This window comes from Stenotrophomonas sp. 22LJNL06-5-1 (assembly GCF_056861455.1).
Map to the genome: position 1 here is coordinate 188,460 of NZ_JBSPUE010000008.1, position 17,802 is coordinate 206,261.

Sequence of the window (17,802 nt, forward strand, 5' to 3'; positions counted from 1 at the left end):
TAGTGCCGGCAGCGGGGCCGGACGTTAAATGAATTCAGTTAGCGAGCGCGGTCTGCAGACGGGCCAGCTTGCCCTTCAGCGAACCATCGATGACCACGTCGCCGGCGTCGATCACGGCGCCGCCGATCAGCGAGGCATCGACCGCGGTGGTCACGTCGACCTCGCGGTTGAAGCGCTTGCGCAGCGCAACCTTGATCGCGTCCAGCTCTCCGGCCGACAGCTCGGAAGCCGAGGTCACCGTGGCCTTGACCACGTGCTCGGCTTCGGCGCGAAGGGCGTCGAACATGCCGGAGATTTCCGGCAGCAGCGGCAGACGATGCGATTCGGCCAGGATGGCCAGGAAGCGCGAGTAGGTCTCGCCGTGGGACACCGGCGCCAGCAGGGCGACGGCGTCGTCACGACCCAGCTCCGGGTTGGCGAGCAGGGCCGCCACGCGCGGATCGGCGGCGACGTGGGCGGAGAACGCCAGAGCGTCCGACCACGGCGCGAACGCGCCTTCGTCGCGCGCGGTCGCGAACGCGGCGCGGGCGTACGGGCGGGCAAGCGTGAGGGCCTGGCTCATCCTTAGATCTCCGAGGCCAGCTCGTCGAGCAGCGCCTTGTGGGCGTTGGCGTCGATTTCGCGCTTGAGCAGCTTTTCGGCACCGGTCACGGCCAGCGCGGACACCTGCTTGCGCAGATCTTCACGGGCACGGTTGGCGGCGGCGTCGATTTCAGCCTGGGCCAGTTCCTTCTGACGGGTGGCTTCGGTGATCGCTTCGTTACGGGCAGCATCAACGATCTGGTTGGCACGTGCGTGGGCCTGATCGATGATCTCGTTGGCCTTGGTGCGTGCTTCCTTCAGCGCTTCGTTGACCTTCTCCTGCGCCTGGGCCAGATCTTTCTGGCTGCGGTCGGCAGCAGCGAGGCCTTCAGCAATCTTCTGCTGGCGCTCCTCGATCGCGTTCATCAGCGGCGGCCAGATCTTGGTCGCGATGATCCAGATCAGACCAGCGAAGGCGAGCGCCTGCGCAAGAAGGGTGAAATTGATATTCATGGTTAGCTCGATCGCTGGTTTCGGGGTGGACGTGCCGCCGAAGCGGCACATCCGGCCTTCATCCGAAACCGGGTGCATCAGCACCCGGTCGTCTCAAACCGCTGTATCAGCCGGCCAGAGCCTTGGTGACGGCGCCAGCAAAGGCAGCCGACAGCGGGTTGGCGAAGGCCAGCAGCAGGCCGACGGCGACCGAGATGATGAACGCGGCGTCGATCAGGCCGGCGGTGATGAACATGCGGACCTGCAGGACCGGGATCAGTTCCGGCTGGCGGGCGGCCGACTCCAGGAACTTACCAGCCATGATGGCCAGACCCAGACCGGCGCCCAGCGCGGCCAGGCCGATCATGATGCCGACGGCAAGGGCGGTGGAGCTCTGAATCTGCGCGAAGTTGGTCAGGACGGCGAAGTACATGGTTATCTCCAGGAACTTAAGTTGCTAAGGGTGATGAAACGGATGAAGGTTGAAACGCGTTGAAGCTTGAAACTCAGTGAGCGTCTTCCGACAGGCTCAGGTACACGATCGACAGCATCATGAAGATGAAGGCCTGCAGCGGGATCACCAGCAGGTGGAACAGCATCCAGCCGAGGCCGAACACACCACCGGCAATGGCACCGAAGAAACCGGCACCACCCAGCACCCAGATCAGCAGGAACACGATTTCGCCGCCGAACATGTTGCCGAACAGTCGCATCGCCAGCGAGATCGGCTTGCTCAGCCACTCGACGATGTTGAGGATCAGGTTGAACGGCATCATCCACTTGCCGAACGGCGCCGTCAGGAATTCCTTGATGAAGCCGCCCAGGCCCTTGGACTTGAGCGCGAAGAACAGCATCAGGAAGAACACGCTGATGGCCATGCCCAGGGTGGCGTTGACGTCAGCGGTCGGGACCGGCTTCCAGTAGTGCACGCCCACCCATTCCAGCGGCTTGGCGATGAAATCGGCCGGGATCATCTTCAGCAGATTCATCAACAGGATCCAGAAGAAGATCGTGATGGCGATCGGCGTGACCAGCTTGCTCTTGCCGTGGTAGGTGTCCTTGGCCTGGCGGTCGACGAACTCCAGGCAGATCTCGACGAAGGCCTGCCACTTGCCCGGCACGCCGGCGGTGGCCTTGCGGGTCCCCAGCCAGAACGCGACCACGATCACCAGGCCCATCAGGACCGCGGTGAGGAAGGTATCGACGTGGATATGCCAGAACATACCCTCACCCTTGCCGACCGGCGCGGTCAGGTTGTGCAGGTGATGCTGGATGTAGCTGGTAGGGGTTAGAGCCTCGCCCGCCATGTGTCCGGAACCTTCAGTTAATTGAATTCTGTCAACGCCTGGCCATGGCCAGGACCTGGAACATCAAGCCGACGGCGATACCGGCCAACAGCGCCAATGCAGGCAGCTTGAAGACCAGGAACCCCACCAGCAGGACGCCGAAAACCACCACCCACTTGGCCACGATCGCAATGATCAGGCGAGCCATCGCCGATCCTGCGGCCAGTGCCCCGCCGCCCAGTGCCATCCGTGCTGCCACCCAGCCACCGGCCGAAATGGCCACACCGGACGCCAGCGCGCCGAGGGCATATTTCGGACCTACCAGCAGGAAGGCCAGGGCCAGGACAGCCACCGCGGCCAGCGGGTAGACCGCGGCGCGCAGCATCAGTCGCCGACCCGCATCAACGGAGTTCAGCACAGGACGTCCCGCGTGGTTGCAAGTGGAGGGCTGAGGCGACTACAGCAGGGGGGCCTCATCGAGCCGCCAAATTATAGCAATGGGACAATTTGCGAGACAACCGCTCCCTGTTCATCCCGGGAGGCCGCAAGTTGCGGTAACGGTTACATTTTTGCGTGCCACCCAGGGGACAATGGCGTCCGTATGATGTTGCAGCGCAGTATTGAACTTTGGTCGCAGACTGTGGAACTTTCGCCGAATGCGCCGGTCCGATCTTTCGACCTGCCTGCAGCAACCTCGTCGACGCTCCGCCCCGCAGGTCCCACGATGGCCCCGAAGCCCGGCTCCGGGGCCATCTTTTTGCATCGTCGCGACAGCACTGAACCGTACACATGCCATGGACCATACGTTCACGGATGGTGGACGGGCCTGTCCGGCACAGTGGCCTTCATTCTGATGAACCACTGCAAGGACTCTTCGATGCGCCCTGTACCCACCCTGCTCGCCCTCTCCCTTCTCGCCGCCGGCGCTTCGTTCGCCACTGCCGCCCACGCCGCTGAAGGCGACGACCGCTTCGCCCTGCGCCTGGGTGCGATGAACATCGACTCGGACAACACCCTCCGCGGCAAGACCAACATGGCCGGCCAGGACATCGGCTTCTCCGAGGACTTCAAGCTGGGTGGCAAGGAGTGGGAACCGCGCATCGACGGCATGTTCCGCATCAGCAACCGCCAGCGCCTGTTGTTCAACTACTTCAAGTACGACAAGGACCGCCGCGAGACCCTCGGCCAGGACATTTCCTTCGGTGATGTCAACGTGCCATCCGGCAGCTTCGTCAAGGGTGAGCTGAAGTACCAGGTCGCCAGCCTGGTCTATGACTACTCGGTGGTGGACACCGATACCTTCGATCTCGGCCTGCAGCTGGGTGCCGAGTACGCCAAGGTCAGCACCAAGGCCTACGCCGATCTGGGCACCGTCTACGAAGGCCAGTTCCTCAATGAGAAGACCGACGGCGTGGCGCCGGTGGTCGGTGCGCGCCTGAGCTTCACCCCGTCGGAAAAGTGGATGATCACCCTGCAGGGCCAGTACCTCAACACGCGCTGGGGCAGCTTCGATGACTACAAGGGCGACCTGAGCCGCGCCAACGCCATCGTCGATTACCGCTTCACGAAGAACTTCGGCGTGTTCGCCGGCTACGACTGGTTCAAGCTGGACGCGGACAAGAAGGGCAGCGACGGCACCATCGGCCTGAAGCAGGAATTCAAGGGCCCGGTGGCCGGCGTCAGCTTCGTGTTCTGATCCCCCGCTCCTTCCACACGCTCTCTCTCCTGGCGCGGCCTCCGGAACATCGGGGCCGCGCTTTTTTGTGGGTTCCTGTCAGAAGAGCAGAAGCGGGTTGGTCGAGCGCTGGGGGAAGAGGGGCTTGCGTGCGAATGTCCCCCGGCGCCGGCCTACGGCCGTCACCTCCTCCTTTACTTCGCACGCAAGCCCCTCTTCCCCCCGCGTGTCACGCATCCAGGCGGGCCAGGCTGTAGCTCTGGACTGTCCGCAAGCCGAGCCGCAGCGCGGGTGGCGGGCGACGGGGGACATTTGTCGAAATGCCCGCCACCCGCGCTGCGGCCCCACCCTTTGCTGCAGCACTGATCGAAGAAAAAAAGCCCCGGCAGATGCCAGGGCTTTTCGTTCGCGAAGGCGCGGGCGCCTTACTTCTTCTTCGGCATGTACAGATCGGTGATCGTGCCGTCGTAGACTTCCGACGCCATCGCCACCGACTCGCTCAGCGTCGGATGGGCATGGATGGTGTGGCCGATGTCCTCGGCTTCGGCACCCATCTCGATGGCCAGGCCGATCTCGGCCAGCAGGTCACCGGCATGCACGCCAACGATCGCACCACCGATGATGCGGTGGGTCTCCTCGTCGAAGATCAGCTTGGTGAAGCCCTCGGTGCGGCCGATGCCGATCGCACGGCCACTGGCGGCCCACGGGAACTTGGCCACGCCGACCTTCAGGCCCTTGGCCTTGGCTTCGGTTTCGGTCACGCCAACCCAGGCGATTTCCGGGTTGGTGTAGGCCACCGACGGAATCACGCGGGCAACCCATTCCTTCTTGTGGCCGGCAGCCACTTCGGCGGCCAGCTTGCCCTCGTGCGTGGCCTTGTGGGCCAGCATCGGGTTGCCGACGATGTCGCCGATGGCAAAGATGTGCGGCACGTTGGTGCGCATCTGGCGGTCCACCGGAATGAAGCCACGATCGGTGACCTGCACGCCGGCCTTTTCGGCATCGATCTTCTTGCCGTTCGGCGAGCGGCCCACGGCCACCAGCACACGGTCGAAGGTGCCCTGCGCCAGCGCAGGCGCCTGGCCTTCCTCGGCGGCGTCGAAGGTCACGGTGATGCCCTTGGCATCGGCGGTGACGCCCGAGGCCTTGGTCTTCAGGTGCACTTCGATGCCCTGCTTCTTCAGGCGGTCGGCCAGCGGCTTGACCAGGTCCTTGTCGGCACCCGGCATCAGCTGGTCCATGAACTCGACCACGGTGACCTTGCTGCCCAGCGCGCCATACACAGTGGCCATTTCCAGGCCGATGATGCCGCCGCCGACGACCAGCAGCGAGCCCGGCACTTCGGCCAGCTCCAGCGCGTCGGTGGAATCCATCACGCGCTTGTCGTCCCACGGGAAGTTCGGCAGCTTCACTGCCTGCGAACCGGCGGCGATGATGCACTTCTGGAAGCGCAGCAGCTGGGTGCTGCCGTCAGCAGCAGTGATTTCCAGCTCGTTGGCCGAGATGAACTTGCCGACGCCCTGCACGCTGCGGACCTTGCGCTGCTTGGCCATGCCGGCCAGGCCCTTGGTCAGCTGGTTGACGACCTTTTCCTTGTACTCGCGCAGCTTGTCCAGGGTGATGGTCGGCTTGCCGAACTCGACGCCGAAATCACCGGCGTGGGCCACTTCGTCGATGACCGCTGCGGCGTGCAGCAGCGCCTTGGACGGAATGCAGCCGACGTTGAGGCAGACGCCGCCGAGGCTGGCGTAGCGCTCGACCAGCACCGTATCCAGGCCGACGTCGGCAGCGCGGAAGGCGGCAGTGTAGCCGCCCGGGCCCGAGCCCAGCACGACCATTTCGCATTCGATGTCGGCCGGCTTGCCGCTGGACAGCGCCGGCTTCGGCGCGGCCGGTTCAGCCGGGGCGCGGTGCGACGGGGTCACCGGCGGCTTGCTGGCCGGAGCGGCCGCAGCCGGAGCCGGCGCAGCGGCCTTGGCCGGGGCTTCGGCGGCGCCTTCAGCGTCCAGCACCACGACCACGGCGCCTTCGGACAGGGTGTCGCCCAGCTTGACCTTGATTTCCTTGACCACGCCGGCAGCCGAGGACGGCACTTCCAGGGTGGCCTTGTCCGATTCCAGGGTCACCAGACCCTGATCCTTCTTCACCGTGTCGCCGACGGCGACCAACACTTCGATCACCGGCACATCGCTGTAATCGCCGATGTCGGGAACCTTGACTTCAATCGTGGCCATGGTGGGTTTTCCTCGTGCCCGCCCGGCATGGCCGGTGGGCTGTCACTGCATCTGTTCACGCGGCCGCGCCAGGGGCTGCGGCCGCACGGTGGGGGCGAAGCGGTGCCTTACAGCAGCACGCGGCGCATGTCGGCCAGTACCTGCGACAGGTACGTGGTGAAGCGTGCGGCCAGGGCGCCGTCGATGACGCGGTGGTCGTAGCTCAGCGACAGCGGCAGCATCAGCTTCGGAGCGAATTCCTTGCCGTTCCAGACCGGCTGGATGGAGGACTTGGAGACGCCGAGGATGGCCACTTCCGGTGCATTGACGATCGGGGTGAACGCGGTGCCACCGATGCCGCCCAGCGAGCTGATCGAGAAGCAGCCGCCGCTCATGTCGGCCGGGCCCAGCTTGCCGTCGCGCGCCTTCTTGGCCAGTTCGCCGGTTTCCTGCGCGATCTGCACCACGCCCTTCTTGTCCACGTCGCGGATCACCGGCACGACCAGGCCGTTCGGCGTGTCGGCGGCGAAGCCGATGTGGAAGTACTTCTTCAGGGTCAGGTTTTCACCGCTGGCATCGAGCGAGGCGTTGAATTCCGGGAACTTCTTCAGCGCCGCGGCGCTGGCCTTGATCAGGAAGGCGAGCATGGTCAGCTTGATGCCGGCCTTCTCGTTCTCCTTGTTCAGCGCCACGCGCAGGCCTTCCAGGTCGGTGATGTCAGCCTGCTCGAACTGGGTGACGTGCGGGATCATCGCCCAGTTGCGGGCCAGGTTCGCACCCGAGATCTTCTTGATGCGCGACAGCGGCTGGACTTCGGTCTCGCCGAACTTGCTGAAGTCGACCTTCGGCCACGGCAGCAGGTTCAGGCCACCACCGGCAGCGGCAGCAGCACCGCCGGCAGCCGGCACGCCACCACTGAGTGCGGCCTTGACGAACTTCTGCACGTCACCCTTGGTGATGCGGCCACCCTTCTCGGTGCCGTTGATCTGCAGCAGGTCCACGCCCAGTTCGCGGGCGAACACACGCACCGCCGGGGTGGCATACGGCACCTTGGCCGGCAGCACGCCATCGGCGTTGAACTGCACCGGCGGGCTGGACGGGGTACCCGCCGAGGCGATCTCGCGGGCCGCCAGCTTGTCCGGCTGCGCCGGCACAGCGACCGGCTCGACCTTGGTGGCGGTCTCGGCGGCAGCCGGAGCGGCCGCAGCGGCAGCCTTGGTCGGCGCCGGCGCGGCAGCGCCCTCGGCTTCGATGATGGCGACCACATTACCCTGCGACAGATTGTCGCCGACCTTGACCTTGATCTCCTTGACCACGCCGGCCACCGACGACGGCACTTCCATGGTGGCCTTGTCGCTTTCCAGCGTGACCAGGCCCTGGTCCTTCTTGACCGTGTCGCCGACGGCGACCAGCACTTCGATGACCGGAATGCCGGAGTAGTCACCGATATCCGGCACCAGCGCTTCAACCGCACCACCGCTGGCAGCCGGAGCGGCCGGCGCAGCTGCGGCCGGAGCCGGCGCGCTCTGGGTAGCGGCAGCCGGGGCAGCGGCCTTGGCCGGCGCGGCAGCCGCCGGCTTGGCGGCTTCGGCTTCGCCTGCGGCCACTTCGATCAGGGCCACGACCTTGCCTTCGGACAGGCTGTCGCCGACCTTGACCTTCAGTTCCTTGACCACGCCAGCCACCGAGGACGGCACTTCCATGGTCGCCTTGTCGCTTTCCAGCGTCACCAGGCCCTGGTCCTTCTTGACCGTGTCGCCGACGGCGACAAGCACCTCGATTACCGGGATATCGCTGTAGTCACCGATATCGGGGACAAGTGCTTCCTTGATTTCGGCCATGGGGATAACTCCGGCAATCTGGTGTAGGGAAACGTCTATTGTGCGGCCAGCGGGGGCCAGCGCCAACCGTTACAGGTGTTTTCAGTACTCACGCAGCCGGGACACGCTGTTGCTCATGGGTTGCGGCCGCGACCAGTCGGTAGCGTATTGTCCGGACGATGTCCGCTTCATGTCGCCAGTGCGTCGGCTACCGGCTGCCAGGCCTGGCGCAGCCGCGGCAGCGACCAGGCCGCATTGGCCGGGCTGGTGGACGGCAGTGCCAGCAGCCTTGGCGGGGTCTCCAGGCAGGGCAGCACCCAACGCTGGAATGCCTTCAGCGCTGCGGCACCGTTGCAGCCGATCAGCTCCAGCTCAGGAAGCGAAGCGATCAATGCCGGCAGCGCATTGGGTACTTCCGTGCCACGCACGATGTCGGCATCCAGGCTGCCACGCCGCTCGCACTGGCCGATCACATCCCACAGGCCGACACCTGCCGCCTGTAATGCCTGCAGTCGCTGCGCATAGGGCAGACCCGCGTCGAAGCCACAGATATCGGCCAGCACAGGCCAGAAGCGATTGCGCGGATGCGCGTAGTAGCGCTGCTCCTGCAATGACGCAACGCCGGGCATCGAACCTAGCAGCAACACTCGGCACTCCATGTTCACCTGCGCTTGCAGGCCGATGCACACCGTTGCTTCGCTCACATCTTCTCCAACTGCATGAATGTCGCCGAAGGCCGGAAAGCCCATGAAAACAGGCTTTTCGCTCCAGTCGCTGAACAAGGAAAACTATTTTTTAACGTGCGTCGGATTCGATTCATGTTGGGGCGACTACGGTGTGCTCGCCCCGCAACCGGGGGCCCAAAACAAGAAACATTAGGAGATACCCCCATGCGCTCCATCCGTATCCTGAGTCTCGCCCTGCTGACCTCCGCCGCCTTCGCGCCGGCCGCTTTCGCCCAGGACAGCAGCAGCACCGACACCGCTTCGGGCAAGCATTTTGCCGTTGTTGGCGGCATCTCGCTGCTGGAACCGAAGAACGACCCGATCACCGGCGTGAAGAAGACCGATGGTGGCCCGGCGCCGACCGTCAGCTTCAGCTACTACATCAACGACAACTGGGCCGTTGAACTGTGGGGCGCCGCCGACAAGTTCGACAACAAGTTCAAGGGCCCGAACAACGCCCGCCTGGGCTCGGTCGAGCAGCAGCCGATCGCGCTGAGCGGCCAGTACCACTTCGGCCAGGCTGACAACGTGTTCCGCCCGTTCGTGGGCGTGGGCTACTACCAGTCGAGCTTCAGCAACGAGAAGCTGGGCAACGGCGCTGACACCGACATCCGCTTCAAGGATGCCAAGGGCGTGATCGGTACCGTCGGCGTGGACATGAACATCAACTCCACCTGGTTCGCCCGTGCTGACGCCCGCTACATGCGCGCCCGCCCGGACGTGAAGGTTGGCGGCGAGAAGATCGGCGAAGCCAAGATGGATCCGTGGACCGTCGGCTTCGGCATCGGCGCCCGCTTCTGATCCAGGCTGGACCTGCTTCACTGATGTAACGCGACGGGCCCTTCGGGGCCCGTCGTCGTTTCCGTCACCCGCGTTCTGTAGAGTCGAGCTTGCTCGACTGCCTTTCGTAGAGTCGAGCTTGCTCGACTTTTGCAAGAGCAGTCGACTGACAGTCGACTCTAAGCACACACAGGATGCGGAGGCACGATGCACGACGTCGACCTGCTGGTGATCGGTGGCGGCATCAACGGCGCTGGCATCGCCCGTGATGCCAGCGGCCGCGGGCTGCGCGTGCTGCTGTGCGAACAGCATGACCTGGCCGCGCATACCTCCAGTGCCAGCAGCAAATTGATCCACGGCGGCCTGCGTTACCTCGAACAGGGCGAGCTGGGCCTGGTGCGCAAGGCGCTGGGCGAACGCGAGGTGGTTCGCCGGCAGGCGCCCCATCTGGTCCACCCATTGCGCTTCGTACTGCCGTGGGAACCCCACCTGCGTCCACGCTGGATGCTGCGCGCAGGACTGTGGCTGTACGACCACCTGGGCCGGCGCAGCCCGGCATTTCCCGCCTCGCGCGCGATGGACCTGCAGCGTGATCCGCTCGGCCCCTGGCTGTCCCGGGATCTGCGGCAGGCCTTCAGCTACGCCGACGCGCAGGTGGATGACGCGCGCCTGGTGCTGCTCAATGCCCTGGACGCTGCCCGGCGTGGCGCGCAGGTACATGTGCGCAGCCGCTGCATCGAGCTGCGCCCTGTGCAGGGCCGTTGGCAGGCCGTGCTGGAATCCGCCGATGGCCAGCAGCATGTGACCGCGCGCGCCGTCGCCAATGCGGCCGGCCCATGGGCCGGCGGCCTGCTGGAGCAGATGGAGGCACGCAGCGGCGGCCCCGCGCTGCGGCTGGTACAGGGCAGCCACATCGTGCTGCGCCGCCCCTGGCCCGATGACAGTGCCTGCCTGCTGCAGCAGCCCGATGGCCGCGTGGTGTTCCTGCTGCCGTTCGCCCACGATCATCTGCTGGTCGGCACCACCGACACCGACTACCGCGGTGACCCGGCGCGCTGCAGCGTACTGCCTTCCGAGGTGAGCTACCTGTGCGAGGCCGCCAACCGTTATCTGCGCGAGCCGATCACTGCGCAAGAAGTGGTCTGGCAGTTCGCCGGTGTGCGCCCACTACTGGCCGACCCGGACCCGCGTGCGGCAAAGCTGAGCCGCGACTACCGCCTGCAGCTGCAGTCCGGCCCGGCGCCGGCGCTGCATGTGCTGGGCGGCAAGCTGACCACCTACCGGATGCTGGCCGAGGAAGCGCTGAACCTGCTGCGGCCGGCCCTGCCACAGATGGGACCGGCCTGGACGGCAGCTGGAGACCCACTGCCAGGCAGCGACTGGGGAGACGCCGCACAGGCGCGCTCCCGCCTGCAGGCGCTGGCACCGTGGTTGCCCGCGGAGATTGCGCGCCGCTGGGCCGGCGCCTACGGCAGCCGCAGCCCGGAGCTGCTGCAGGGCGTTCAGGGCACGGGCGATCTTGGCGAGGACTTTGGCGGCGGCCTGCATGCCCACGAAGTGGACTTCCTGCGCGACCACGAATGGGCCTTGAATGCCGAGGACGTGCTGTGGCGGCGGAGCAAGCTGGGGTTGCGGCTGGATGCTGCGCAGGTGGCGCGGCTGCAGGGGTGGATCGATAGACGGTAGAGTCGAGCTTGCTCGATTGACATGAAAAGCAGTCGAGCAAGCTCGACTCTACCAACACCATCGCCACCGGAGACGCTGCATGACGCCCCGCTACGTGCTGGCCATCGACCAGGGCACCACCAGTTCGCGCGCGATCCTGTTCGACCGTGCCGGCGACATCGTCGGCAGTGCGCAGCGCGAGTTCGCGCAGATCTTCCCGCAGCCCGGCTGGGTCGAGCATGACCCGCGCGAGATCCTTACCAGCGTCTATGCCACGCTGACCGAACTGCTCAGCCGCGGGCAGATCGACCCACGTCATATCGCCGCACTGGGCATCACCAACCAGCGCGAAACCACCGTGGTCTGGGACCGTGCTACCGGCCAGCCGATCCACAATGCCATCGTCTGGCAATCGCGGCAGAGCCACGCCATCTGCGAGCGGCTGAAATCCGAAGGGCACGAGGCACTGATCCGCGAGCGCACCGGTCTCCTGATCGACGCCTATTTCTCCGCCACCAAGGTGCGTTGGATTCTTGACCACGTGGAGGGCGCGCAACAGCGCGCCGAGCGTGGCGAGCTGCTGTTCGGCACTATCGACAGCTGGCTGGTGTGGAACCTCAGCGGTGGCCAGGCGCACGTGACCGACTACAGCAATGCGGCGCGCACGCTGCTGTTCAACATCCACACACTGGACTGGGATGACGACCTGCTGGCGCTGCTCGACATCCCGCGCGCGATGCTGCCGCAGGTGCGCGATTCCAGTGCCGTGTACGCGCATACCCGGCCACAGTTCTTCTTCGATCACCCGATCCCGATCGCCGGCATCGCCGGAGACCAGCAGGCGGCGCTGTTCGGGCAGGCCTGCTTCCAGCCGGGCATGGTCAAGAACACCTATGGCACCGGCTGCTTCATGCTGATGCACACCGGCACGCAGGCGGTGCGTTCGCGCAACGGCCTGCTGACCACCATCGCCTGGGGCCTGGACGGGCGCGTGGAATATGCACTCGAAGGTTCGATCTTCATCGCCGGCTCGGTGGTGCAGTGGCTGCGCGACGGCCTGCGGATGATCGAACGCGCCAGCGACAGCCAGGCACTGGCCGCGCAGGTGCCCGACAGCGGCGGCGTCTATCTGGTGCCCGCCTTCGTCGGTCTGGGGGCGCCGTACTGGCGCAGTGATGTGCGCGGTGCAATGTTCGGATTGACCCGTGGCACCCGCAAGGCGCACTTCGTGCGCGCGGCGCTGGAAGCGATGGCCTACCAGACCCGCGACGTGCTCGATGCGATGCAATCCGATGCCGGTATCGCGCTGACCGAACTGCGCGCCGATGGCGGCGCGATCGGCAACGACTTCCTGGCCGGATTCCAGGCCGACATCCTTGGGGTGCCACTGCTGCGGCCGCGGTTGACCGAGACCACCGCGCTGGGCGCGGCCTACCTGGCCGGGCTGGCGGTGGGTTTCTGGTCCAGCCGCGAACAGATCGCCGCGCAATGGGGCCTGGACCGGCACTTCGAACCACAGATGGAGGTGGCCCGGCGCGAGAAACTGTATGCAGGATGGCAGCAGGCCGTGGCGGCCACCCTCGCCTTCCACGTCGACTGAAGGTAATGCCGGCCACTGGCCGGCAACCCCATGATCTTTGGCGGCATTTGCAGATTGCCGGCCAGCGGCCGGCACTACCGCATGGTCAGAACGCCGGCAACACCGCGCCCTTGTACTTGGTCTCGATGAAGGCCTTCACCTGCGGGCTGGTCAGAGCCTTGGCCAGCTTCTGCACGCGGGCGTCGTCCTTGTTGTCCGGGCGTGCGACCAGGAAGTTCACGTACGGCGAGTCCTTGCTCTCGATCGCCAGTGCATCCTTGGTCGGGTTGAGGCCCGCATCCAGCGCGTAGTTGGTGTTGATCAGGGCCAGGTCGACCTGGTCCAGCACGCGCGGCAGCATCGCCGAGTCCAGCTCGCGGAACTTCAGGTTCTTCGGATTGGCGGTGATGTCACGCTGGGTCGACAGCGCGTTGGTCGGATCCTTCAGCTCGATCACGCCGGCCTTGTGCAGCAGGATCAGCGCACGACTGTTGTTGCTCGGGTCGTTCGGGATCACCACGTCGGCACCTTCGCGCAGCTCGGCCAGCGACTTGATCTTGCGCGAGTACGCACCGAACGGCTCGATGTGCACGCCGATCACCTTCACCAGATCGGTCTTGCGATCGCGGTTGTAGGCGTCCAGGTACGGCTCGGTCTGGAAGTAGTTGGCGTCCACCTGCTTCTGCACCAGCTGGTCGTTGGGCTGCACGTAGTCGTTGAACACGCGCACGTCCAGGTCCACGCCTTCCTGCTTGAGGATCGGCTTGACCACTTCAAGGATCTCGGCATGCGGCACGGCCGTAGCGGCCACCACCAGCTTCTGCGAGGGCTCGCCGGACTTGCCGCAGGCGGTCAGGGCCAGCGCAGCGGCGAGCAGGGGCAGCAACAGGGTCTTCTTCATGGGCGGGAGGGTTCTCGGGGGGAGTGTCAGGAGTTGTCGTAGTTGCTCAGGGCGAGCTCAAGCAGCGCCTTGGCCTGCTCGCGCAGCATCACCGGTTCGACGATCTCGGCATCCGAGCCGTAGTGCAGCACGTCCATCAGCAGCTCGCGCGAGACGCTGTACGGCACCTTCAGTTCATAGCGGCCGTCGGCCAGGAAGCGGCCCTGCTGCTTGGAATGCCAGTGCTCGTCGGCCACCCAGCGCGCGGCCTTGGCGCTGAACAGGATGGTCGCCCAGCCCTTCGGCGCGCCGGAGAAGATGCCGTAGCTGGCCCCCAGCTGCTCGTCCAGCTCGCTGTCGGCGACGTCACGGGCGGTGCTGTCGATCACCCGCGCCTTGTGGATACGGTCCACGGCAAAGCTGCGCAGCGCCTCGCGGTCATGGTCCCAGGCATCCAGGTACCAGTTGTCGCGGTAGTGGGTCAGGCGCTGCGGCGAAACGGTGCGCCTGGTCGGCTCGTCGGTGGAGCGGGCGCGGTACTCGAACGCCAGCTGGCGGCGCTCCAGCACCGCCGAAGCCACGCTGCGGAAGCTGCCTTCATCGAACTTGCGGCCACGGTGCGGAATCACCCGCACGCGGTCCACCGGCCAGCTGGAAACACCAGCCTGGGCTGCCAGCAGGCTCTCGATGCGCTGCTGCAGCGGTGCCAGCACCGAGGACAGCACGCCGCCGCCGGTCCGCGCCAGCAGGTGCTGCGAGGCCAGCAGGGCATGCAGTTCCTCCGAGCTCAGCCACAGCCCGGGCAGCTCGAAGCGGTCGCTCTCGTCGGCCTGGTAGCGGAAGCCGGCCTCGCCGTCGCCCTCGATCGGTGCCATCAGCGCGTCGCGCAGGAAGGCCAGATCGCGGTAGACGGTGGCACGGGAGCAACCGAGCTTGTCCTGCAGGGTCGCCACCGTCACCGGATAGCGTGCGGACTTGAGCAGACGATGCAGGGCGGTGATGCGTTCGTATCGGTCCATACCCCCGATTATGTCCGAGTCGCGGGTCTTGTGTGGGACGTTTGGGCTATCGTGGTCGCCCCCACCCCTCTGGAACACCCGATGCGCCGGTTGCCTGCCCTGTCCCTGCTGGCCTGCCTGCTGCTGGCCGCCTGTGATCGCGCGCCCGCGCCGGCCAGCACCGAAGCGCCCGTGCCGGCAGCGGATCCGGCGCAGGCGGTGCTGGGCGCCAGCCAGCGCTTCTCGGCCCTGCGCAGCTTCCACGCCGAACTGGAGGTGCTGGGTGCGCCGCAGCCGGTGCGCAGCGCCATGGACTTCGTCGCCCCCGACCGCTTCCGGGTGCAGACCCCGGCCGGTCCGCAGACGATCATCGGCGACACCATGTTCCTGCAGGCCGACGACGCGATCCGGCAGGTGCCGACCCCGCCGGGCCTGCTCGAGCAATGGCGCAACCCGCTGCCGGCCGATGCCCTGCCCGCCGATCTGCAGGCCGAAGACCTGGGCAGCCAGTCGCTGGACGGGGTCGAGACGCGTCACTACCGCCTGCGTGGCGCGCAGCCCGGCGAACGCCTGGAGTACTGGGTGGACGCCCAGGGCCTGCCGCGGCAGATCGTCCGCAGCGGCAGCAGCAATGGCCGCAGCTTCCAGCTGCGCCTGCGCTATTCGCGCTTCAACGACCCGGCATTGCGCGTCGATCTGCCCTGAATAGGCGATCGCGGCAACGTCTGCTGAAGAAACCGTTTGGATCGATTCGGACCGCCATCACGCTTCCAGTATCATCACCGGCTGTCAACCGCTTCGGAGAAGCCCCGATGTCCCTGCGCGTGTCCCTGCTGATCCCCCTGCTGCTGTGCGCACCGCTCGCGTATGCGCAGGATGCCTCCGAACTGGCGGCGATGTCCTCGCCGTGGAGCGGCAGTGGCGGCGAGCTCGGCTTCGCTTCGGCACGCGGCAACAGCAGCACCGAAAGCTTCAACGGCCGCCTGCGCCTGCGCTACACCGATGGCGACTGGGTGCACAGCATGGACCTGGCCGGCCTGCGTTCCAGCTCCAAGGTGATCGAGACCCGCGACGACGGCTCCACCAGCCGCCGCAACAACACCACCGCCAACCGCTACACCGGCAGTGCCGGCAGCGCGCTGCAGCTGGGCGAGCACCGCCAGCTGACGGCCACGGTGCGTACCGAGCGCGATGACTTCGCCACCTACGACCGCCAGAGCTCGTTCGGTCTGGGTTACGGCACCCGCCTGTGGAACACCGAGCGTTTCTCGTTCGACGCACAGATCGGCCCCGGTGTGCGCCGCACCCACAGCACCGAGGACGACCGCACCCGCACCGGCATGATCGGCCGCGGCCTGTTCGACATGAAGTACTCGCTGACCGACAACACCGACCTGGTCAACACCCTGCTGGTCGAATCGGGTTCCTACAACACCTTCGGCCAGAACGACTTCGGTGTTTCGGTGAGCATGAACGAACATCTGGCGCTGAAGGCCGGCTGGCAGGCGCGTTACAACAGTGACGTGGCCGAGGACAAGCGCAAGACCGATACGCTGACCACGATGAACGTGGTCTACAAGTTCAAATAAGCAGAACGGGCGCCAGGGCGCCCGTTCTTCTTCCGGTAGTGCCGGCCGCTGGCCGGCAACTGCATTCAAGTGGTGGCATGAGGTTGCCGGCCATCGGCCGGCACTACCTGCGGTGGCTCAGACGTTCAGCAGCTCGCCGGCGCCCTCATCCAGCAGCATCTTCGCCACGCGCTGGCCCAGCGCTTCCGGGTCACTGGCCGGACCCACCGCCTCGGCACGCACGGCACGGCCATCGCTGGCGCTGCCAACCAGCCCCTGCAGGTGCAGGTCGTCGCCCTGCCACTGCGCGATGGCCGCCACCGGCACGTGGCAGCTGCCATGCAACGCACGGTTCATCGCCCGCTCGGCCTCCACGCAGGCACGCGTGGCCGCGTCATCAAGCGGGGCGAACAACGCCATCAGGCGCGCATTGCCACCATCGCACTCCACCGCCACCGCACCCTGCGCCGGGGCCGGCAGCCACTGCGGCGGTTGCAGGCGCGCGACGATGCGCGCGCCCAGGCCCAGGCGCTCCAGGCCGGCCACGGCCAGCACGATGGCGTCGTAGCCACCGTTGTCGAGCTTGGCCAGGCGGGTGTTGACGTTGCCGCGCAGGTCCAGCAGTTCCAGGTCCGGGCGCAGCGCGCGCAGCTGGGCCTGTCGACGCAGCGACGAGGTACCGACCCGTGCCCCGATCGGGAGCGCGTCCAGCGAGGCGTACAGATTGGAGACGAAGCCATCGGCGGGATCGTGGCGGGTCAGCATTGCCGGCAACGCGAACGGCGCATCCAGTTCCATCGGCACATCCTTCAGCGAATGCACGGCGCAGTCGGCCTCGCCACGCAGCATGGCCAGCTCCAGTTCCTTCAGGAACAGGCCCTTGCCACCGATCGCGGCCAGCGAACGGTCGAGCACCTCGTCGCCGCGGGTGCTCATCGGCACCAGTTCCACATGCAGGCCGGGATGGGCCTGGCGCAGGCGGTCGGCGACGTGTTCGCTCTGCCAGAGGGCGAGCGGGCTCTTGCGGGTGGCGATGCGGACGGTTTCCATCCGGTCATTATCGCGCCTTCGGCGCGGATACGGCCAACGGCGGAGCCCCTCGTGGCTGGCTGGGGGTATGGTTGAAGCAACAGCCGTGCTGGGCCGGGCGGGATGGACTGCGCAGGGGCCGCTGCAAGTACGTCCATGTAAGCTCGGTCGCCGCATCCATGCGGCTCACGCCCCTGCGCAGCCCACCCCGCCCGGCCTCTGACAGTTTCCGTGTGCGTCAGCCACGGAAGATCAAAAGAAAAGAAAAAAGAGCAGAAGCAAAAGCAACTGCCGACGGCTTCCGGGGTCAGATCCCTTTTCCGCAGGAAAAGGGATCTGACCCCTCTTTCCCCACCCGATAACAACAATGCCTTTGCTGTCCGACGCGGGAAAAACGAGAGGGTTGGGCCGGGGTGGGGTGGCGGGACCGTTGGCGCCATGGGCCCGAGGCATGCCTCGGGCGGGTTGGGCCGGACGCCCAACCCCGGTCTTGCCGTGTGCGCAGGACAGCGCACACGAGCAAGGCGCCATCGAGCTTACAGGGATGTACTTGCAGCGTGTCCCGCCACC

At 66.2% G+C, this 17,802-nt stretch carries 17 protein-coding genes; 6 read left to right on the forward strand and 11 right to left on the reverse strand.

Features of this window, described 5'->3' with window-relative positions; genetic code table 11:
- Positions 1-34: 34 nt before the first annotated feature.
- The 5 genes from AC13GF_RS17350 to AC13GF_RS17370 all read right to left on the reverse strand — a co-directional run bounded on the left by AC13GF_RS17350 (position 35) and on the right by AC13GF_RS17370 (position 2,718).
- The gene (locus tag AC13GF_RS17350) at positions 35-562 is read right to left on the reverse strand and encodes a F0F1 ATP synthase subunit delta (protein WP_032129048.1); all 528 of its coding nucleotides are present in this window, start codon (positions 560-562) and stop codon (positions 35-37) included.
- Positions 563-564: 2 nt separating this feature from the next.
- Positions 565-1,035: a F0F1 ATP synthase subunit B gene (locus AC13GF_RS17355; protein WP_005419512.1), complete on the reverse strand. Its 471-nt coding sequence runs from the start codon at positions 1,033-1,035 to the stop codon at positions 565-567.
- A gap of 106 nt (positions 1,036-1,141) precedes the next feature.
- Complete coding sequence (gene atpE, locus AC13GF_RS17360) at positions 1,142-1,447, reverse strand: F0F1 ATP synthase subunit C (RefSeq protein ID WP_005411133.1); 306 nt, start codon at positions 1,445-1,447, stop codon at positions 1,142-1,144.
- A gap of 73 nt (positions 1,448-1,520) precedes the next feature.
- Positions 1,521-2,321 carry a F0F1 ATP synthase subunit A gene (atpB, locus tag AC13GF_RS17365; RefSeq protein WP_010481316.1) on the reverse strand — a complete coding sequence of 267 codons (801 nt, stop codon included), beginning with the start codon at positions 2,319-2,321 and terminating at the stop codon, positions 1,521-1,523.
- Between the two features lie 31 nt (positions 2,322-2,352).
- On the reverse strand, positions 2,353-2,718 hold the full coding sequence (locus AC13GF_RS17370; RefSeq protein ID WP_006394654.1) for a hypothetical protein: 366 nt from the start codon (positions 2,716-2,718) through the stop codon (positions 2,353-2,355).
- Positions 2,719-3,177: 459 nt separating this feature from the next.
- On the opposite strand from AC13GF_RS17370, the gene AC13GF_RS17375 reads away from it, so the two are divergent.
- Positions 3,178-3,996, forward strand: coding sequence for a hypothetical protein (locus AC13GF_RS17375; RefSeq protein ID WP_483005437.1), 819 nt, complete (start codon positions 3,178-3,180; stop codon positions 3,994-3,996).
- Positions 3,997-4,400: 404 nt separating this feature from the next.
- On the opposite strand, the gene lpdA is transcribed toward AC13GF_RS17375, so the two are convergent.
- From lpdA to AC13GF_RS17390, 3 genes are all read right to left on the reverse strand, one after another.
- Positions 4,401-6,209, reverse strand: a complete 1,809-nt coding sequence (gene lpdA / locus AC13GF_RS17380) for a dihydrolipoyl dehydrogenase (RefSeq protein WP_483005438.1) — start codon at positions 6,207-6,209, stop codon at positions 4,401-4,403.
- Positions 6,210-6,316: 107 nt separating this feature from the next.
- On the reverse strand, positions 6,317-8,029 hold the full coding sequence (aceF, locus tag AC13GF_RS17385) for a dihydrolipoyllysine-residue acetyltransferase (protein WP_126929502.1): 1,713 nt from the start codon (positions 8,027-8,029) through the stop codon (positions 6,317-6,319).
- A gap of 167 nt (positions 8,030-8,196) precedes the next feature.
- A complete protein-coding gene (locus tag AC13GF_RS17390; protein ID WP_483005439.1) occupies positions 8,197-8,712 on the reverse strand; it encodes a DNA-deoxyinosine glycosylase in 516 nt (171 codons plus the stop codon).
- 186 nt (positions 8,713-8,898) lie between these two features.
- On the opposite strand from AC13GF_RS17390, the gene AC13GF_RS17395 reads away from it, so the two are divergent.
- The 3 genes from AC13GF_RS17395 to glpK all read left to right on the forward strand — a co-directional run bounded on the left by AC13GF_RS17395 (position 8,899) and on the right by glpK (position 12,778).
- Positions 8,899-9,534 carry an OmpW/AlkL family protein gene (locus AC13GF_RS17395; RefSeq protein WP_032129052.1) on the forward strand — a complete coding sequence of 212 codons (636 nt, stop codon included), beginning with the start codon at positions 8,899-8,901 and terminating at the stop codon, positions 9,532-9,534.
- Between the two features lie 186 nt (positions 9,535-9,720).
- Positions 9,721-11,199 carry a glycerol-3-phosphate dehydrogenase gene (gene glpD / locus AC13GF_RS17400; RefSeq protein WP_483005440.1) on the forward strand — a complete coding sequence of 493 codons (1,479 nt, stop codon included), beginning with the start codon at positions 9,721-9,723 and terminating at the stop codon, positions 11,197-11,199.
- 79 nt (positions 11,200-11,278) lie between these two features.
- Positions 11,279-12,778 carry a glycerol kinase GlpK gene (gene glpK / locus AC13GF_RS17405; RefSeq protein ID WP_483005441.1) on the forward strand — a complete coding sequence of 500 codons (1,500 nt, stop codon included), beginning with the start codon at positions 11,279-11,281 and terminating at the stop codon, positions 12,776-12,778.
- Positions 12,779-12,863: 85 nt separating this feature from the next.
- On the opposite strand, the gene AC13GF_RS17410 is transcribed toward glpK, so the two are convergent.
- Both AC13GF_RS17410 and AC13GF_RS17415 read right to left on the reverse strand, forming a co-directional pair.
- Positions 12,864-13,658: a MetQ/NlpA family ABC transporter substrate-binding protein gene (locus AC13GF_RS17410; RefSeq protein ID WP_032129055.1), complete on the reverse strand. Its 795-nt coding sequence runs from the start codon at positions 13,656-13,658 to the stop codon at positions 12,864-12,866.
- Between the two features lie 26 nt (positions 13,659-13,684).
- Positions 13,685-14,656 (reverse strand): helix-turn-helix transcriptional regulator, encoded by a 972-nt coding sequence (locus tag AC13GF_RS17415; RefSeq protein WP_126930096.1) that lies wholly within the window; start codon positions 14,654-14,656, stop codon positions 13,685-13,687.
- A gap of 81 nt (positions 14,657-14,737) precedes the next feature.
- On the opposite strand from AC13GF_RS17415, the gene AC13GF_RS17420 reads away from it, so the two are divergent.
- Together AC13GF_RS17420 and AC13GF_RS17425 are read left to right on the forward strand one after the other, a co-directional pair.
- Complete coding sequence (locus tag AC13GF_RS17420; protein WP_049399177.1) at positions 14,738-15,340, forward strand: LolA family protein; 603 nt, start codon at positions 14,738-14,740, stop codon at positions 15,338-15,340.
- Positions 15,341-15,447: 107 nt separating this feature from the next.
- Entirely contained in the window at positions 15,448-16,224 is a 777-nt protein-coding gene (locus tag AC13GF_RS17425) for a DUF481 domain-containing protein (RefSeq protein ID WP_010481298.1), read from the forward strand.
- A 117-nt stretch (positions 16,225-16,341) separates the two neighbouring features.
- Here AC13GF_RS17425 and hemC read toward each other — a convergent pair whose 3' ends face one another.
- Entirely contained in the window at positions 16,342-17,253 is a 912-nt protein-coding gene (gene hemC / locus AC13GF_RS17430; RefSeq protein WP_483005442.1) for a hydroxymethylbilane synthase, read from the reverse strand.
- Positions 17,254-17,802 lie beyond the last annotated feature (549 nt).